This window comes from Streptomyces sp. NPDC003379, from assembly GCF_053589195.1.
On the sequence record NZ_JBSFRK010000024.1, the window covers coordinates 14041 to 29867 of the forward strand.

General features: G+C 71.5%; 12 protein-coding genes. 4 read left to right on the forward strand and 8 right to left on the reverse strand.

What is annotated here, in order from left to right:
• Positions 1-22: 22 nt before the first annotated feature.
• Positions 23-1159, reverse strand: coding sequence for a prephenate dehydrogenase (locus ACWDVB_RS23555; protein ID WP_451519416.1), 1137 nt, complete (start codon positions 1157-1159; stop codon positions 23-25).
• Between the two features lie 171 nt (positions 1160-1330).
• Between ACWDVB_RS23555 and hppD the strand changes: the two genes are divergently transcribed.
• A complete protein-coding gene (hppD, locus tag ACWDVB_RS23560; protein WP_451519417.1) occupies positions 1331-2431 on the forward strand; it encodes a 4-hydroxyphenylpyruvate dioxygenase in 1101 nt (366 codons plus the stop codon).
• Positions 2421-3554, forward strand: coding sequence for an alpha-hydroxy acid oxidase (locus ACWDVB_RS23565; protein WP_451519428.1), 1134 nt, complete (start codon positions 2421-2423; stop codon positions 3552-3554). The genes hppD and ACWDVB_RS23565 overlap by 11 nt, the downstream gene beginning before the upstream one ends.
• Positions 3555-3577: 23 nt before the next feature.
• On the opposite strand, the gene ACWDVB_RS23570 is transcribed toward ACWDVB_RS23565, so the two are convergent.
• A complete protein-coding gene (locus tag ACWDVB_RS23570; protein WP_451519418.1) occupies positions 3578-4069 on the reverse strand; it encodes a cold shock domain-containing protein in 492 nt (163 codons plus the stop codon).
• Positions 4070-4219: 150 nt separating this feature from the next.
• Here ACWDVB_RS23570 and ACWDVB_RS23575 point away from each other — a divergent pair, with 150 nt between their 5' ends.
• Entirely contained in the window at positions 4220-6571 is a 2352-nt protein-coding gene (locus tag ACWDVB_RS23575; RefSeq protein WP_451519419.1) for an ATP-binding cassette domain-containing protein, read from the forward strand.
• Here the strand turns inward: ACWDVB_RS23575 and ACWDVB_RS23580 are convergent.
• The 4 genes from ACWDVB_RS23580 to ACWDVB_RS23595 form a co-directional block, all read right to left on the reverse strand.
• The gene (locus tag ACWDVB_RS23580; RefSeq protein ID WP_451519420.1) at positions 6556-8070 is read right to left on the reverse strand and encodes an acyl-CoA synthetase; all 1515 of its coding nucleotides are present in this window, start codon (positions 8068-8070) and stop codon (positions 6556-6558) included. The genes ACWDVB_RS23575 and ACWDVB_RS23580 overlap by 16 nt on opposite strands.
• A gap of 67 nt (positions 8071-8137) precedes the next feature.
• Entirely contained in the window at positions 8138-8884 is a 747-nt protein-coding gene (locus ACWDVB_RS23585; RefSeq protein WP_451519421.1) for a succinate dehydrogenase/fumarate reductase iron-sulfur subunit, read from the reverse strand.
• Positions 8881-10839 carry a fumarate reductase/succinate dehydrogenase flavoprotein subunit gene (locus ACWDVB_RS23590; RefSeq protein ID WP_451519422.1) on the reverse strand — a complete coding sequence of 653 codons (1959 nt, stop codon included), beginning with the start codon at positions 10837-10839 and terminating at the stop codon, positions 8881-8883. The genes ACWDVB_RS23585 and ACWDVB_RS23590 overlap by 4 nt, the downstream gene beginning before the upstream one ends.
• Positions 10840-10842: 3 nt before the next feature.
• Positions 10843-11550 carry a succinate dehydrogenase gene (locus ACWDVB_RS23595; protein WP_451519423.1) on the reverse strand — a complete coding sequence of 236 codons (708 nt, stop codon included), beginning with the start codon at positions 11548-11550 and terminating at the stop codon, positions 10843-10845.
• A gap of 95 nt (positions 11551-11645) precedes the next feature.
• Between ACWDVB_RS23595 and ACWDVB_RS23600 the strand changes: the two genes are divergently transcribed.
• A complete protein-coding gene (locus tag ACWDVB_RS23600) occupies positions 11646-12527 on the forward strand; it encodes a LysR family transcriptional regulator (RefSeq protein ID WP_451519424.1) in 882 nt (293 codons plus the stop codon).
• Between the two features lie 194 nt (positions 12528-12721).
• Here ACWDVB_RS23600 and ACWDVB_RS23605 read toward each other — a convergent pair whose 3' ends face one another.
• Together ACWDVB_RS23605 and ACWDVB_RS23610 are read right to left on the reverse strand one after the other, a co-directional pair.
• On the reverse strand, positions 12722-14866 hold the full coding sequence (locus ACWDVB_RS23605) for a putative bifunctional diguanylate cyclase/phosphodiesterase (RefSeq protein ID WP_451516285.1): 2145 nt from the start codon (positions 14864-14866) through the stop codon (positions 12722-12724).
• Positions 14863-15675 carry an SAM-dependent methyltransferase gene (locus tag ACWDVB_RS23610; protein ID WP_451516286.1) on the reverse strand — a complete coding sequence of 271 codons (813 nt, stop codon included), beginning with the start codon at positions 15673-15675 and terminating at the stop codon, positions 14863-14865. Before ACWDVB_RS23610 ends, ACWDVB_RS23605 begins: the two co-directional genes overlap by 4 nt.
• Between the last annotated feature and the right edge of the window lie 152 nt (positions 15676-15827).

Below are 15827 nucleotides of genomic sequence, written 5' to 3' on the forward strand. Positions count from 1 at the left end.
ACGCAATCGGACACGGCGCCGCTCACGCGCTGGAAACCCTGGATCCCGCCTGTCCCTCCCGTACGACGTCCCAGCCCTCGGCACCGAGTACGTCCGCGAGTTTGTCGGCGGTCCGGGCCGGGACGGCGAACCGCACGGTGAATTCCGCGCCGCCACCGGTCGTGTCGACGGCGGCGTCCTCCGCGGCGACACCCAGGTCCGTGACCGCCGCCAGGAGCCGCGCCAGCTCCCCGGGGCGCTCCGCGACCGCCACGCGCACCCCGTGCCCGTCGCCGCCCTCGTCGGCGGGGCCGCCGGTGCCGGGCCCGGCCGCCGGGATTCCGGCGAGGCCGGAGATGCCCCGGTCGAGCAGGTCCACCAGGGTCCGCATCCCGAGGTCCCGGTCCGCGCCGCCGGGCCGGGCGAGCGCGTCCAGCGCCGGCACGAGGCGGGACAGGTCCGTGTGCAGGTCCTTGAGGACACCCGCGACGGCTGCCGCGTTCGCCTGCAGGATGTCGCTCCAGAGCCGGGAGTCGCCGGCGGCGATCCGGGTGGCGTCGCGCAGCCCCTGGCCCGCGACCCGGGAGAGCCCGGCGGGACCCTCGCCCAGCCGGGCCGCCATCAGGCTGGCCATCAGATGCGGCACGTGCGAGGTCACGGCCACGGCCGCGTCATGTTCCTGACTGCGCATCACCACGGGTACCGCGTCGCACAGGGCGACCAGTTCCAGGGCCCGCTCGAAGGCCCCGTCCGAGGTCAGCCGGGACGGGGTGAGCACCCAGTTGCGGTCCCGGAACAGCTCGGCCCGGGCGGCCAGCGGGCCCGAGCGTTCGCGGCCCGCCAGCGGGTGGCCGCCGATGTAGCGGGCGGGGTCGGGGGCGCGGCGCAGCACCGCCTGTTCGGGCTCGGCCTTCACGCTCGCCACGTCGGTGTACGTGTGGGCGAGGCCGCGTTCCTGGGCCTCGGTGAGGACGGCGCCGACCCGGCTGGGCGGCACCGCGATCACGGCCAGGTCGACGGTTTCGCCGGGTTCCCGCGCCAGACCGGCGCCGAGGGCCGCGGCCGTTCTCGCGGCGCCGGGGTCCCGGTCGGACAGGAACACCGTCACGCCGCGTCTGCTCACGGCGAGCGCGACGGAAGTGCCGATGAGACCGGTGCCGATGACGGTCATGGTGCGCATCACTGAACATCACCCGTTCGAAAGGACATCGCCCATCAACCGAAAGGCCGCTCACTTTATTCTGGACGGTTCGGGACGGCAAAGTCGGCCGTCCATTTCGTTTGTGGCCAGATACGCGGCCCGGATCGTAGAGTCCCAGAAACTCATTTCTCTCCGGATCTGGAGACATTCATGAGCTCTTTATCAGAAGCGGGAAATCCACTGGATGACCTGTCGATCGACTACGTCGAGATGTACGTGGAGGACCTGGACGCGGCGACGTCGTCCTGGGTCGACCGGTACGCCTTCGGCGTGGTCGGCACGAGCACGACCTCGGATCACCGCGGCGTCGCTCTCCGCCAGGGGCGGATCACTCTCGTCCTCACGCAGGCGACCTCGGACCAGCACCCCGCGTCGGCGTACGTGATGGGTCACGGCGACGGTATCGCCGACATCGCCCTGCGCACCGCGGACCCGGAGGCGGCGTTCCACGCGGCGCTCGCGCGGGGCGCCCTCGCGCACCGGTCACCGGAGCGGCACACCGATGGCGGCCCCGCCGTCACGGCGGCGGTCCGTGGCTTCGGTGACGTCGTCCACACACTCGTCCGGCGCGAGCCCGGCGAGGGTCCGGGGCTGCCCGCAGGGTACGTCCCCACCGCCTCGGCCCACGAACCGGCGTCGGACAGCGGCCTGTTGGAGCTCGACCACATCGCGGTGTGCCTGCAGGCGGGTGACCTCGCGCCGATGGTCGACTACTACCGCGACGCCCTCGGCTTCCGGGAGATCTTCGAGGAGCGCATCGTCGTCGGCGCCCAGGCGATGGAGTCGACGGCCGTGCAGAGCCTGTCGGGCACGGTGACGCTGACGCTGATCGAGCCGGACACGTCGGCCGCGAGCGGACAGATCGACGAGTTCCTCAAGAGTCATCAGGGCGCGGGCGTCCAGCACCTGGCGTTCTCCGCGCGCGACGCGGTGGAGTCGGTGCGGGTCCTCTCCGAACGGGGTGTCGGGTTCCTGCGTACGCCGTCGTCGTACTACGACCTGCTCGGCCGGCGGGTCTCGCTGACCGAGGAACGGCTGCGGGCCCTGCGGGCGACGAACGTCCTGGCCGCCGAGGACCACGACGGCCAGCTCTTCCAGATCTTCACCGCCTCCGACCACCCCCGCGGCACGCTGTTCTTCGAGATCATCGAGCGGCAGGGCGCCGAGACCTTCGGGAGCGCGAACATCAAGGCACTCTACGAAGCCGTGGAGCTGGAGCGGACGAAGCAGCGTGGATTCCATCAGCGCTGACGCGGCGGCGCGGGTCCCGGCCGACGACCGGGGCCTGGCCGACGTGCGGTGCCTCGCCGATGTCGAGCGCGCCGCGGCCGCGGTCCTGCCCGCCGACGTCCGGGACTTCATAGCGGGGGGCAGCGGTGCGGAGACGACGCTCGACGCCAACCGCGCCGCCCTTGACCGGGTCTTCCTCGTCCCGCGCGTCCTGCGGGACGTGTCGCGGTGCACCACGGAGGCCACGCTGCTCGGCCGCCCGGTCCGTATGCCCGTGGCGGTCGCGCCCGTCGCCTACCAGCGTCTCGTGCACCCCGAGGGTGAACTGGCCGCCGCCCGGGCGGCGCGCGCGGCGGGCGTGCCGTTCACCGTGAGCACGCTCAGCAGCGTCCCGGTCGAGCGGCTCACCGCGACCGGCGCGGCCGTCTGGTTCCAGCTCTACTGGCTGCGGGAGCCCGGCCACGCCTTCACCCTGGTGAGCAGGGCCGAGGACGCCGGCGTGGAGGCGATCGTGCTCACCGTCGACGTGCCGTGGATGGGCCGGCGGCTGCGGGACATGCGCAACCGGTTCGCGCTGCCGGACCAGGTGCGCGCCGCCCACCTCGCCGCCGGTCCCTCGCAGGCGCACCGGGCCCCGGCGGGCCCGGCCTCCGCGCTGGCCGTCCACACCGACGCGGCGTTCTCCGCGGCCCTGACGTGGTCGTCGGTGGCGGCGCTGCGGGCGCGGACCCGGCTGCCGCTGATCCTCAAGGGCGTCCTGGCGGCGGAGGACGCGGTGCGCGCCGCCGAGTGCGGGGTGGACGCCGTGGTGGTCTCCAACCACGGGGGCCGCCAGCTGGACGGCGCGGTGCCGAGCGTGGACGCGCTGCCGGAGGTCGTGTCGGCCCTGTCGGGCCGCTGCGAGGTGCTCCTGGACAGCGGCATCCGCGGCGGTACGGACGTACTGAGGGCGCTGGCGCTCGGCGCCCGCGGCGTCCTGGTCGGCCGCCCGCCGCTCTGGGGGCTCGCCCTGGGCGGCGAGGCCGGGGCGCGGCGGGTCCTCGGACTCCTTGCCGACGAACTACGGGACGCGCTGGGCCTCGCGGGCTGCGCGGACGTGTCCGAGGCACGGGAGCTGCGCACGGCCCACGGCCACAGGCCGTAGACGCAGCGCGCCTCGCCCGGGTCTCAGGCGTCCACCCATCCCCGCTTCTCGGCGAATTCCAGCATGTTCGCGCGTACCTGCGTGATCTGCCCGCCGGTCAGGTCCGGCACGGCCGTCAGCAGGACTTCGGTGATCTCGTGCGCGAACTCGGCGCGTGACAGGACGTCGCACACGCCCTCGTCACCGGCCGCGCCCTGCGCCGCGGCGCCGTCGGCGGGCGTGACGTGCCCGTTCACCGCGGGCGACAGCGGCGCGGCGCTGTCCGTGAGGTGTGCCGCGAACGCCTTGCGGCCGCGGTCGTTGGCGATGATCTGGAATGCGACGCGCGTCCCGGGCACCAGAGCTGCGGGGTCGCCCGCGAAGACCGAGGTGTGCAGAAAGACGTCCTCGCCGCCGTCATCCGCCGCGATGAACCCGAAGCCGCGCATTCCGTCGAATTTCAGAATCGTGCCCGTACCTGTGCCCGTGGCCGCGCCCGTACCCATACCCGTACCCGTGCCCGTTCCAGATGCCATTTCCCCCACCGCCTGACGCCCCGACAAGAGGCCACACCCTAACAAGGCCGCATATCTCCAGGTACCCCTACGGGCGGGCCCCCGACTCGCGCTCCGCCCCACGGCCTAGAATCGTGGGGTTTGTCCCCGAGCCGCGTACGGAGTCCGCCCATGCACAGCCCCCACGATCCGTACGTACGCGTCCGGGGTGCCCGGGAGCACAATCTCCAGGGCGTCGACGTGGACGTCCCGCGCGACGTTCTCGCCGTCTTCACGGGTGTCTCCGGTTCCGGCAAGTCCTCGCTGGCCTTCGGGACGATCTACGCCGAGGCCCAGCGGCGCTACTTCGAGTCCGTCGCCCCGTACGCCCGGCGGCTCATCCACCAGGTGGGCGCCCCGAAGGTCGGTGAGATCACGGGGCTGCCGCCCGCGGTCTCGCTCCAGCAGCGCCGCTCGGCGCCGACCTCCCGCTCCTCCGTCGGCACGGTCACGACGCTGTCCAACTCCCTGCGGATGCTCTTCTCCCGCGCGGGCGACTACCCCGAGGGCGCCGAGCGGCTCGACTCCGACGCCTTCTCGCCGAACACCGCGGCCGGCGCGTGCCCCGAGTGCCACGGCCTCGGCCGGGTCCACACCACCACCGAGGAGCTGCTGGTCCCCGACCCCTCGCTCTCCATCCGCGAGGGCGCCGTCGCCGCCTGGCCCGGCGCCTGGCAGGGCAAGAACCTCCGCGACGTCCTGGACGCCCTCGGCCACGACGTGGACCGCCCGTGGCGCGAGCTCGACGCGGCCGACCGCGAGTGGATCCTGTTCACGGACGAGCAGCCGGTGGTGACCGTGCGGCCGGTGCGCGAGGCGGGCCGGATCCAACGCCCGTACCAAGGTACGTACATGAGCGCCCGGCGCTATGTGATGAAGACCTTCGCGGACTCCAAGAGCCAGACGCTGCGCGCCAAGGCGGAACGGTTCCTGGCGAGCTCACCCTGCCCGGCGTGCGGCGGGAGCAGGCTGCGTCCCGAGGCGCTCGCGGTCACGTTCGCGGGCCGCACGATCGCCGAGCTGGCCGCGCTCCCCCTCTCCGAGCTGGCCAGGGCCCTTGAGGGCGGGGCGGGTTCCTCCGAGTCGGCGCGCGTCCTGACCGGGGACCTGCTGGCCCGTATCGCGACCGTCACCGAACTCGGACTCGGCTACCTCAGCCCGGACCGCGCGACCCCCACCCTGTCGGCGGGCGAACTGCAGCGTCTGCGTCTCGCCACGCAGCTCCGCTCGGGCCTCTTCGGTGTGGTGTACGTCCTGGACGAGCCGTCGGCGGGCCTCCACCCAGCGGACATGGAGGCCCTGTTGACGGTCCTCGACCGCCTCAAGGCCGCGGGCAACTCCGTCTTCGTCGTGGAGCACCACCTCGATGTCGTGCGCCACGCGGACTGGCTCGTCGACGTCGGCCCGCAGGCGGGTGAGCACGGTGGGCGGGTGCTGTACAGCGGCCCGGTGACCGGTCTCGAAGGCGTACGGGAGTCCGCGACGGCCCGCTTCCTCTTCGACCGCACGTCGGATCCGGTACGCGAAGTCCGAACCGCTCGCGGCTGGTTGAAGGTCGGCCCGGTCACCCGGCACAATCTGCGCGCGGTGACGGCGGAGCTGCCCCTCGGCGCGTTCACGGCGGTCACGGGCGTCTCGGGCTCGGGCAAGTCCACACTCGTCGGCGAGATCACCGAGGATCTCCCCGGGGTCGGCCGGCTGGTCCGCGTCGACCAGAAGCCGATCGGGCGCACGCCGCGCTCCAACCTCGCCACGTACACGGGCCTCTTCGACGTCGTACGCAAGGTCTTCGCGGGCACGGGCGCGGCGAAGGAGCGCGGCTACGGCGTCGGCCGGTTCTCGTTCAACGTGGCGGGCGGGCGGTGCGAGACCTGCCAGGGCGAGGGCTTCGTCAGCGTCGAACTGCTCTTCCTGCCGAGCACCTACGCGCCGTGCCCGGACTGCGCGGGTGCCCGCTACAACCCCGAGACGCTCGAAGTGACGTACCACGGAAGGAACATCGCCGAGGTGCTCGACCTGACGGTGGAGGCGGCCGCGGAGTTCTTCGCGGACACCCCGTCCGTCGTACGCAGCCTGCGCACGCTCCTCGACGTCGGTCTCGGCTATCTGCGGCTCGGGCAGCCTGCCACGGAGCTGTCGGGTGGCGAGGCCCAGCGGATCAAGCTGGCCAGTGAGTTGCAGCGGGTGAGGCGCGGCCACACGCTGTACCTCCTGGACGAACCGACGACGGGCCTGCACCCCGCCGACGTCGAGGTCCTCACGCACCGCCTGCACGAGCTGGTCGACGCCGGGAACTCGGTGGTCGTCGTCGAGCACGACATGGCGGTGGTGGCGGGCGCCGACTGGGTGGTGGACCTCGGGCCCGGCGGTGGCGACGAGGGCGGTCTGATCGTGGCGGCGGGCACCCCGGCGGAGGTGGCGCACGCGGAAGGCAGCCGCACCGCGCCTTATCTGGCCCGCGCGACCGGTCAGCCGCCCCGGTAGGCCTCGCGCAGGCGTGACTTCGCGAGCTTGCCGGTCGGTGTGCGCGGCAGACGGTCGGTGAAGTCGACGGTGCGCGGCGCCTTGTAGTGGGCGACGCGTTCACGGACGAAGTCCCGCAGCTGCTCCGCCAGTTCAGGCCCCGCCTTGACCCCTTCGGCGGCCTGGACCACGGCCTTCACCGCCTCGCCCATCTCCGGGTCGGGGACGCCGATGACGGCGACGTCCTCGACGGCGGGGTGCAGCACCAGGACGTCCTCGATCTCCTGGGGGTAGATGTTCACGCCCCCCGAGATGATCGTGAATGCCTTGCGGTCGGTGAGGAACAGATAGCCGTCCTCGTCGACGTGGCCGATGTCGCCCGTGGTGGTCCAGTGGGGATGCTCGGGGTGCCGCGTCTCGTGCGTGCGCTCCGGGTCGTTGTGGTAGCGGAAGGGCGCCTCGTCGCGTTCGAAGTAGACGGTGCCGGTCGTGCCCGGCGGCAGTACGGCGCCCGCCTCGTCGCAGATGCGCAGTGTGCCGAGGAGTCCGCCGCGGCCCACCGAGCCGGGCTTGCGCAGCCACTCCTCGGGCGAGATGAACGTGATGCCGTTGCCCTCCGTCGACGAGTAGTACTCGTACAGAACGGGCCCCCACCACTCCAGCATCCGCCGCTTGACCTCCACGGGGCAGGGCGCGGCGGCGTGGATGGCGACCTTCATCGACGACAGATCGTGGCGCCCGCGCACCTCGGCGGGCAGCTTCAGCATCCGTACGAACATCGTCGGCACCCACTGGCTGTGCGTCACCCGGTGGCGTGCGACGGCCGCGAGGGCGCCCTCGGCGTCGAAGGAGGGCATGAGGACGATCGTGCCGCCGAGCGCGGTGACGGCGCCGCAGAAGCGCAGCGGCGCCGCGTGGTAGATCGGCGCCGGGCTGAGGTAGACGGTGTCCTCGCCGAAGCCGTACATCGCCTGGAAGATCAGCGTGTACGTCGTCGGCTGCTCGCGCACGTCCCCGTCGGGGAGCGTCGGCTTGACGCCCTTGGGCCGGCCGGTGGTGCCGGAGGAGTAGAGCATGTCGGTGCCGAGCGGCTGATGCGCGGGCGGCTCGGCGCTGGCGCCCTCCAGGGCCTTCTCGTACGTCCCGTCATCGAGGCCCAGCACGTGCGGCGGCCCGCCCGCCAGGTCCCGTACACGCGCGCCGAGTTCGTTCAGCGTCCCGGAGACGATCAGCGCGCTCGCCCCGCAGTCGCGGACGATGTAGGCGGCCTCGTCCGCGCTCAAGTGGTGATTGACGGCGGTGAGATAGAGCCCGGACCGCAGGGCGGCCCAGTAGGCCTCCAGGGCGCGCGGGTCGTTGTCGCAGAGCAGGGCGAGGTGGTCACCCCGACGCAGACCCGCGGCCCGCAGATGATCCGCGAGCCGCAGGGAGCGTTCTTCGAGCTGTCCGTAGGTGAGGGCCCGTGTGCCGTCGGCGGTGACGACGGCCGTCCTGGCGGGGTCGTACGCTCCGGGATACATGCGGCGAAGCTACGCGCCTCGTAGGGGCGCGGGGAACCGAGCGGCCGGCCACACACGACCCGCGGGGTCAGCGACCGACCTTCCTGGTCGCCCGCAGCCACTCCTTGTTCATGGCCGCGATGGAAGGCAACGGAATCCCCTTGGGGCACGCGGAGGCGCAGGCGCCAGTAAGCGTGCAGCCGCCGAAGCCCTCCTCGTCCATCTGCGCGACCATGTCCAGGACGCGGGTCTCGCGCTCGGGGGCGCCCTGCGGCAGGACATTGAGGTGGTTGACCTTCGCCGAGGTGAACAGCATCGCCGAGCCGTTGGGGCAGGCCGCCACGCACGCCCCGCAGCCGATGCACTCGGCGTGCTCGAAGGCGGAGTCGGCGTCCGGCTTGGGCACGGGTGTGGCGTGCGCGTCGGGCGCGGAGCCGGTCGGGGCGCTGATGTAGCCGCCGGACTGGATGATCCGGTCGAACGCCGAGCGGTCGACGACGAGGTCCTTGACGACCGGGAAGGCGGCGGCGCGCCACGGCTCGACGTCGATGGTGTCGCCGTCCTTGAAGGACCGCATGTGGAGCTGGCAGGTGGTGGTGCGCTCGGGGCCGTGCGCGTCGCCGTTGATGACGAGCGAGCAGGCGCCGCAGATGCCCTCGCGGCAGTCGTGGTCGAAGGCGACGGGATCCTCGCCCTTGACGATGAGTTCTTCGTTGAGGGTGTCGAGCATCTCCAGGAAGGACATGTCCGAGGAGATGCCGTCCACTTCGTACGTGGACATCGCGCCGTCGGCGTCGGTGTTCTTCTGGCGCCAGACGCGCAGGGTGAGCTTCATGCGTAGCTCCGCTGAGTGGGGTGGACGTACTCGAAGACGAGGTCTTCTTTATGAAGGACGGGGGCTTCGCCGGTGGCGGTGAACTCCCATGCGGCCGCGTACGAGAACTCCTCGTCCACGCGCGCCGCCTCGCCGTCCGGGGTCTGGGACTCCTCGCGGAAGTGGCCGCCGCAGGACTCGGCGCGGTGCAGGGCGTCGAGGCACATCAGCTCGGCGAGCTCCAGATAGTCGACGACGCGGTTGGCCTTCTCCAGGGACTGGTTGAACTCCTCGCCGGTGCCGGGGACCTTGATGCGGCGCCAGAACTCCTCGCGGATCTGCGGGATGCGCTCCAGGGCCTTGCGCAGGCCGGTCTCCGTGCGGGCCATGCCGCAGAACTCCCACATCACTTCGCCGAGTTCGCGGTGGAAGGAGTCGGGGGTGCGGTCGCCGTCGACGGCGAGGAGGAGGTTGAGCCGGTCCTCGGTCTCGGCCAGCACCTCCTGTACGGCGGGGTGTTCGGCGCCGACCTCGTCGTTGTGCGGGTTGCGCGCGAGGTAGTCGTTGATGGTGGACGGCAGGACGAAGTAGCCGTCGGCGAGGCCCTGCATGAGGGCGCTCGCGCCGAGCCGGTTCGCGCCGTGGTCGGAGAAGTTGGCCTCTCCGACCGCGAAGAGGCCGGGGACGGTGGTCTGGAGGTCGTAGTCGACCCAGAGGCCGCCCATCGTGTAGTGCACGGCGGGGTAGATCCGCATCGGCACCTCGTACGGGTTCTCCGCGGTGATCCGCTCGTACATGTCGAAGAGGTTGCCGTACTTCTCGGCGACCTTCTTCTTGCCCATCCGCCGGATCGCGTCGGCGAAGTCGAGGTAGACACCTTGCCCGCCCGGACCGACACCCCGGCCCTCGTCGCATACGTTCTTGGCGGCGCGGGAGGCGATGTCGCGGGGCACGAGGTTGCCGAAGGACGGGTAGACGCGCTCCAGGTAGTAGTCGCGCTCGTCCTCGGGGATCTCGTTCGGCGGCCGCTGGTCGCCGTGCGCCTTGGGCACCCAGATCCGGCCGTCGTTGCGCAGCGACTCGCTCATCAGCGTGAGCTTGGACTGGTGGTCGCCGGTGCGCGGGATGCAGGTGGGGTGGATCTGGGTGAAGCAGGGGTTGGCGAAGTGGGCGCCGCGCCGGTGGGCGCGCCAGATAGCCGTCGCGTTGGAGTTCATGGCGTTCGTCGACAGGTAGAAGACGTTGCCGTAGCCGCCGGTCGCGAGGACGACGGCGTCCGCGAAGTAGGTGTCGATCCTGCCGGTGATCAGGTCGCGGGCGACGATGCCGCGGGCCCGCCCGTCGACGACGATGACGTCCAGCATCTCCGTGCGGGGGTGCATCTCGACGTTCCCGGCGGCGATCTGCCTGCTCAGTGCCTGATAGGCACCCAGCAGCAGCTGCTGGCCGGTCTGGCCGCGCGCGTAGAACGTCCTGGACACCTGGACGCCGCCGAAGGAGCGGGTGTCGAGCAATCCGCCGTACTCGCGGGCGAAGGGCACGCCCTGTGCGACGCACTGGTCGATGATCTCGACGGAGATCTGCGCGAGGCGGTGCACATTGGACTCGCGGGCGCGGAAGTCGCCGCCCTTGACGGTGTCGTAGAAGAGGCGGTGGACCGAGTCGCCGTCGTTGCGGTAGTTCTTCGCGGCGTTGATGCCGCCCTGCGCGGCGATCGAGTGGGCGCGGCGCGGCGAGTCCTGGTAGCAGAACTGCACGACGTGGTAGCCCTGTTCGGCGAGGGTGGCCCCGGCGGAGCCGCCGGCCAGGCCGGTGCCGACGACGATCACCGTGTGCTTGCGGCGGTTGGCGGGGTTGACCAGCTTCGCCTGGAAGCGGCGGGTGTCCCAGCGGTCGGCGATCGGGCCGCTCGGGGCCTTGGTGTCGACGAGCGGCTCTCCGGTCGTGTAGGCGGCGTACTCACTGGAGTAGTTCATGGTTCAGCTCACCAGTCCGGTCATGACGGCCACGGGTACGGAGACGAAGCCGACGGTCAGCACCAGGGCGAGGCCGTTGGCCAGGGGCTTCAGGACGCGGTCGCGGGCCGCGGTGCCGACGCCCAGGGTCTGCGCGGCGCTCCACAGTCCGTGCCGGACGTGGAGGCCGAGGGCGACGACGGCGACGATGTAGATGACGTTGCCGTACCAGGTGGAGAAGGTGTCGATGATGTTCTGGTACGGGTGCAGGTGCTGGTAGCCGCCCGGGTGCACCGTGCCGGTCGTCAGGTCGAGGATGTGCCAGACGATGAAGAGCCCGAGGATGACGCCGCCCCAGCGCATGGTGCGGGTGGCGAAGCTCGCCTGCGCCCTCTTGTGCACGTACCGGGTGGGGCGCGCCCTGATGTCGCGGCGGCTCAGCTGGTAGGCGGACGTGGCGTGGGCGACGACGGCGGCGACGAGGACCACGCGGACGAGCCAGAGGGTCCACTCGTAGTGCATGAAGGGCTCGCCGACCGTGCGCAGCCAGTGGGCGTAGTGGTTGATCTCCTTCGGCCCGAAGAAGATCTTGAGGTTTCCGACCATGTGCGTGACCAGGTAGAGCAGCATGATCAGACCACTCACCGCCATCACGGTCTTCTTCCCGATGGTGGAGTCCCAGAGCGTACGGGTCATGGACGGCCGTTTGTCCGTCCGCGTTGCCAGAGCCATGTCGGCGACGCTACGGCCGAAGGTCCCGATCGGTCCAAGAGATGGTTCGGCTCATCTCGATAGTCTCAGCCTATTGAGCGTCGTACCGTACGTGTATGCAATTCCAGCAGCTGCACTACTTCGTCGCGGTCGCCGAGACGCGGCACTTCACACGGGCCGCAGAGCAGGTCCACGTCTCGCAGCCCTCCCTCTCCCAGCAGATCCGGGCCCTGGAGAAGGAGCTGGGCGCGGAGCTGTTCAGCCGGGCCCGCGGCAACATCACGCTGACCGACGCGGGCGAGGCGCTGCTGCCGCTGGCCCGCCGGATCCTCGCGGACGCCGACACCGCCCGCATCGAGGTGCAGGAGCTGGCGCAGCTGCGCCGCGGCCGCATCCGGCTCGGCGCGACCCCGAGTGTCTGCACGGGGCTGCTCCCCGACGTCCTGCGCGCCTTCCACGACCGGCATCCGGGAATCCAGCTGCTCATCGAGGAGGGCGGCTCCCACGACCTCGTACGTGAACTGGCGCGCGGCGCCCTGGACCTGGCGCTGGTGGTGCTCCCGCTGCCCAGCCCGTCGCCCGCCCTGACCACCGTGGAGCTGCTGCGCGAGGACCTGGTCGTGGTGTCGTCCCCGCGGGCGCGGCGGCTGGGCGAGGCGGTGCGGATCGCCGACCTCCAAGGCGAGCGCCTGGTGATGTTCCGGCACGGCTACGACCTGCGGGAGCTGACCGTCGCCGCCTGCCGCGCCGAGGGTTTCGAGCCGGAGTTCGCGGTCGAGGGCGGCGAGATGGACGCGGTGCTGGGCTTCGTGCGCGCGGGGCTGGGTGTGGCGGTCGTGCCGCGCATGGTGGCGGAGCGGTCGGGCTCGGACCTGCGGATGACGCCTCTGTCCCGGCCGAGCCTGCGTCGGACGATCGCCCTGGCGCACCGCAGCGACGTGGCTCCGCCGCGGGCGGCGCGGGAACTCCAACGGATGCTTTTGACTCGGGACGGGTGAGAGCTCGGGAGTGCGCGTCCTCTTCCCTGTGCGGGTGCGTTGTGGCTGGTCGCGCAGTTCCCCGCGCCCCTGGCCGGGGCGCATCCGTGCCCCGTCAGGGGCGCGGGGAACCGCGCGCGCAACCACATGAAGACCCGCACCCGGCAGGCCGGCCGCACCCCCCCGAGCTCCGATCCGCACCCGCTCCCCGGCGGTCAGCCCACCGCGTCGGCCAGCGCCAGTTCATGCAGCCGGTCCGGCGGACCGGGCCGCGCGTAGTACCAGCCCTGAGCCGTATCGCAGCCGAGTTCCCGCAGCTGGTCCGCCTGCGCCCCCGTCTCGACGCCCTCGACGGTGACCGCGAGGTCCAGGCTGTGGGCGAGCGCGACGATCCCCTCGACGATCTTCAGGTCGACGGGGTCGGCCGGGAAGTGCTGCATGCCCTGGGTGAAGGAGCGGTCGAGCTTGAGGACGCTCACCGGCAGCCTGCGCAGGTTGGCGAGGTTGGAGTAACCCGTACCGAAGTCGTCGAGCGCGATGTCCACGCCCATCTCGGCGAGCCTGCGCAGCGGCTTGAGCAGGTCGTCGTCGGCTCCTATCAGCGCCGACTCGGTGACTTCGAGGCAGAGCGCGCCCGGCTCCAGGCCCTCGCGCTCCAGGATGTCGACCGTGTCGGAGACCAGGCCCGGGTGCGTGAGCTGCATGGGTGAGAGGTTGACGTTGACCCGGAGCGGACCGGTGACGGCCCCGTCCAGGGGACGCGCCTTCCAGAGGCGGGCCTGGCGCACGGACTCCTCAAGGACCCAGCGGCCGAGCGGCACGATGAGGCCGGTGTGCTCGGCGAGCGGGATGAACCGGTCGGGCCCGATGATGCCGTGCTGCGGGTGCAGCCACCGCACCAGCGCCTCGGCGCCGCGCACACTGCCGTCGCCGAGGTGCACCAGCGGCTGGTACTCGATGAAGAACTCGCCGCGCTCCAGGGCCGCGGGCAGCGCGGTGGTCAGGCCGTGCCGGGTGATGGCGCGGGCGTCGGCCTCGGGGTCGGCGAGTTCGTAGCGGTTGCCGCCCGCGGACTTGGCGCGGTACATCGTGATGTCGGCGCTGCGCAGCACGTCGGCCGCGCCGCGCTCCCCTGCCGGGCCCTCCACGATGCCGATGCTGCCGCGCACGGTCAGCTCGCGGCCGTCGACGCGGATCGGGGTGGCGAGGGCGTTCATGATGCGCCCGGCGAGCTCGTCCACCTCCGTCTCGGTGTCGGCGCCCGTGGTGAGCGCCACGAACTCGTCGCCGCCGAGCCGGGCCACCATCTCGCCGGGCGCGGTCGCGCAGGACTGGAGCCGGTCGGCGACCTCGACGAGCAGCCGGTCGCCCGCCGCGTGGCCGAGGCTGTCGTTGACGGTCTTGAAGCCGTCGAGGTCGAGGTAGCAGAGCCCGAACCGCGCGTCGTCGCCCGCCGCGAGCGCCTTCTCCAGGCGCTCGAAGAACAGCGTGCGGTTGGGCAGCCCGGTGAGCGCGTCGTGCGTCGCCTCGTAGCGCAGGCGCAGGTTGAGCAGCCGCCGCTCGGTGGTGTCCTCCATCAACGCCAGCTGGTACTGCGGCAGCCCGTCCGCGTCACGCAGCAGTGAGACGGTCAGGTTGGTCCACAGGACCGTGCCGTCGGGGCGGTAGAAGGCCTTCTCCACGCGGTAGTGCTCACGCTCGCCGCGCACCAGCTCCTCGTACAGCTTCCATATGTGGGGAGAGTCGTCGGGGTGTGTCCACTCCGCCGCGTTGCGCCCGCGCAGGTTGCTCTCCAAGCCGCCGAACATGCGCGCCAGCGCGTCGTTGACCTCCAAGATGGTGCCGTCGAGGTCCGCGATGCCGATGCCGATCGCCGCGCCGTGGAAGACGGCCCGGAAGCGCGCCTCGCTCGCGTGCAGGGCCTCGGCGACGGCGCTGCGCGCGCTCAGCGCGGCGCAGGAGATCGCCTCCTGCTCGGCGAGGGTGCGCTCGCGCAGCGCCCGGGCGAAGCCCGCCGCGACCGCGTGCTGGATCCGCGCGCAGCGGGCCCGCAGCTCCTCCCGCGGGCCTTCGCCGCCGCAGTACAGGACCAGATAGGCGTCGACGCAGTCGAGGGTGCGGCTGAGCGCGTCGGGGTCGGTGCAGTGCGTGTCGATGAGGGCGGCGCCGACGGCCTGGCCCTGCCTCGCGTCGAAGACCCGTTCCTGGAGCGCGTCGCGCAACCGCCGGGCAAGCGGCAGCAGTTGCTGCTCGAACTCGGGGCGGGTCAGTGAGGTGGCCGTCACCGGGAAGATCGCGCGGCTCCAGATGGTGGCGAACCTGCGGAGTCTTCCTTCCGGTCCGTCCGGCTCGGCGCTCAACGCTTCTGTCCCACGCCCGCGAACCCGGAGAAGGAGTAGGGGTCCTCCTCCTCGAGCGCCGTGTCGGGCCGCCAGTGCGGCATCGGCACCAGGCCGGGTTCCACCATGTCGTACCCCTCGAAGAACCGCGCGATCTCCTCGCGCGAGCGCATGATCAGTGGGTTGCGGATGTCTTTGTATACACCGACCGTCCCGTCGGCCTGCTCGGGGGGAACCGGGATCCCTTCGTACGAGGCGTGGGTCAGGACGATCAGGCTGCCGGGCGCGAGGCCGTCCCTCAACTCGGCGACCGCCGCGCGAGGATCGTACGCGTCCTCGACGAAGTGCAGGACGGCGACGAGCAGCAGGGCCACCGGCCGGTCCAGGTCGAGGAGCGAGCCGACCTCCGGACTGCCCAGGATGTCCCGGGGCTTGCGCAGGTCGGCGGCGAGCACCGCGGTGCGCTCGTCGCCGTCGAGTACGGCCTTGCTGTGTTCGACGGCGACCGGGTCGTGGTCGACGTATACGACGCGTGCCTCGTCGCTGGCCCGCTGTGCCACCTCGTGGACGTTGCCGAAGGTGGGGATGCCGGAGCCTATGTCCAGGAACTGGGTGACGCCCTGGTCGACGGCGTACCGGACCGCTCGCCGCATGAAGGCGCGGTTCGCCTGCATGATCTTCGGCAGGCCCGGCATGAACTCCATGGCCCTGCGGCCGGCCTCCCGGTCCACCTCGAAGTTGTGCGAACCGCCCAGGTAGTAGTCGTAGATGCGGGACACGCTGGGCATCGTGATGTCGATGCCGATCGGGGCCCAGGCGGGACGCTCCATCAAGACTCCAAGGCATAGGGGGGTGACGCGGGCGATCCGGTGTTCGAGGGTGAGGCTACTGATCGCCCGCCAAGGGAGCGAGTCAAAACGGAAATTGGCCGTCCGTTCTCGGTCACTGCCTTTGGCAAGTGCCGTATCACACACCGAAGACC